1 protein-coding gene and 1 pseudogene are annotated in these 1,220 nt (G+C 40.9%); one reads left to right on the top strand and one right to left on the bottom strand.

What is annotated here, in order from left to right; genetic code table 11:
• Window positions 1-312: 312 nt before the first annotated feature.
• Window positions 313-462, top strand: a complete 150-nt coding sequence (locus tag JMX92_RS13300) for a hypothetical protein (RefSeq protein WP_201546148.1) — start codon at window positions 313-315, stop codon at window positions 460-462.
• A 55-nt stretch (window positions 463-517) separates the two neighbouring features.
• On the opposite strand, the pseudogene JMX92_RS13305 reads toward JMX92_RS13300, so the two are convergent.
• Window positions 518-1,082, bottom strand: a pseudogene (locus JMX92_RS13305) (IS3 family transposase); the annotation flags it as partial.
• Window positions 1,083-1,220 lie beyond the last annotated feature (138 nt).

The following is a 1,220-nucleotide window of genomic DNA, read 5'->3' on the forward strand; positions in this document are numbered from 1 at the left end:
GCTTGGATCAATCACTATAATAACGAAAGACCCAATATGGCTAATGGTGGCTTTACGCCGATTCAGAAATTTAATATGGCAGCTTAGTTCTACTTATTTAGTGTTTTAAATATGGGGGTATTTCCGAGCCATTAAATAACGAGCGAGTACGGTCTTCTGTCGCCCGATATTTAAGGATAGATGGCGTTGGTATGCCAACTGCTAGTCATGAGATTGATACGGTAGTATACATGATGCTAAATGCTATCTATCCCTATCAATACCCATTATTGTTAAACGATTTACTGGGATGGCATAAGGCATTATTTCCTAATGGATATAGTGGACTTTAACGCATTAAATACGGCAGTATTCGTGATGACAGTCAATAACTTACGCAATTATTTTCTTGAGCAAGATGATATATTTGGTCATCAAAGCGAGTATTGCTCATTAAAGGTTTGTGACAATCCATTCATTTGATTATGGAAATAGACGGCTAGCATAAGCAATCATAGAACGAATGCTAGCGCAAGGGACTACGTATGACCCCTTGGATGGGCAATGAGAAGCTAACATCAACCGTTAATGCTTCACGATTATAATCATCAATCACATTGAACAGTCTAAAGGCACGACCATCGTTTAGGGTATCGTGCATAAAGTCCATGCTCCAACTTTGGTTTATCCTTTCAGGTATAGCCAGTGGTACGAGTTTATTGCGCTTGATGCGGCGGCGAGGCTTGATCCTAAGGTTTAATTCAAGCTCGCAGTAGATACGATACACACGCTTATGATTGTATGGCAGTCTTAAGACATTGCGTAGGCTTAAAAAGCACAAACCAAAGCCCTAGTTCTTGTTCTAATTATTCAGCCCTATAAGCAAATGCGCGATCTGTTGGTTCTCATCAGAGGCCACCGACTTGTGGTAGTAGCAAGTGACGCTGATGTTAAAGATACGGCAAGCACGGCGTAAGCTAATACCACGGTCTTTAATATAGTGACAAGCCATCTCTTTGCGCCTTTGTGGCGCTACCACTTTTTGACATGGCATCCTGTAGGATGTCTGATTTCAGACACTCGTCAGGATACATCTTCTTTAGGGCGTGTTGAACATTGGATATAAATTTCTGGCAAAAAAAATAGCGAACGGTTAATCTTTAAGTTCTCACACAAAAAAGATATCGTTCGCTATGCCTCGCACTATGCTCAAAGATGAACACTGGACAAGACTGACACTG

Source organism: Psychrobacter sp. H7-1 (genome assembly GCF_904846585.1).
Taxonomy (GTDB): domain Bacteria; phylum Pseudomonadota; class Gammaproteobacteria; order Pseudomonadales; family Moraxellaceae; genus Psychrobacter; species Psychrobacter raelei.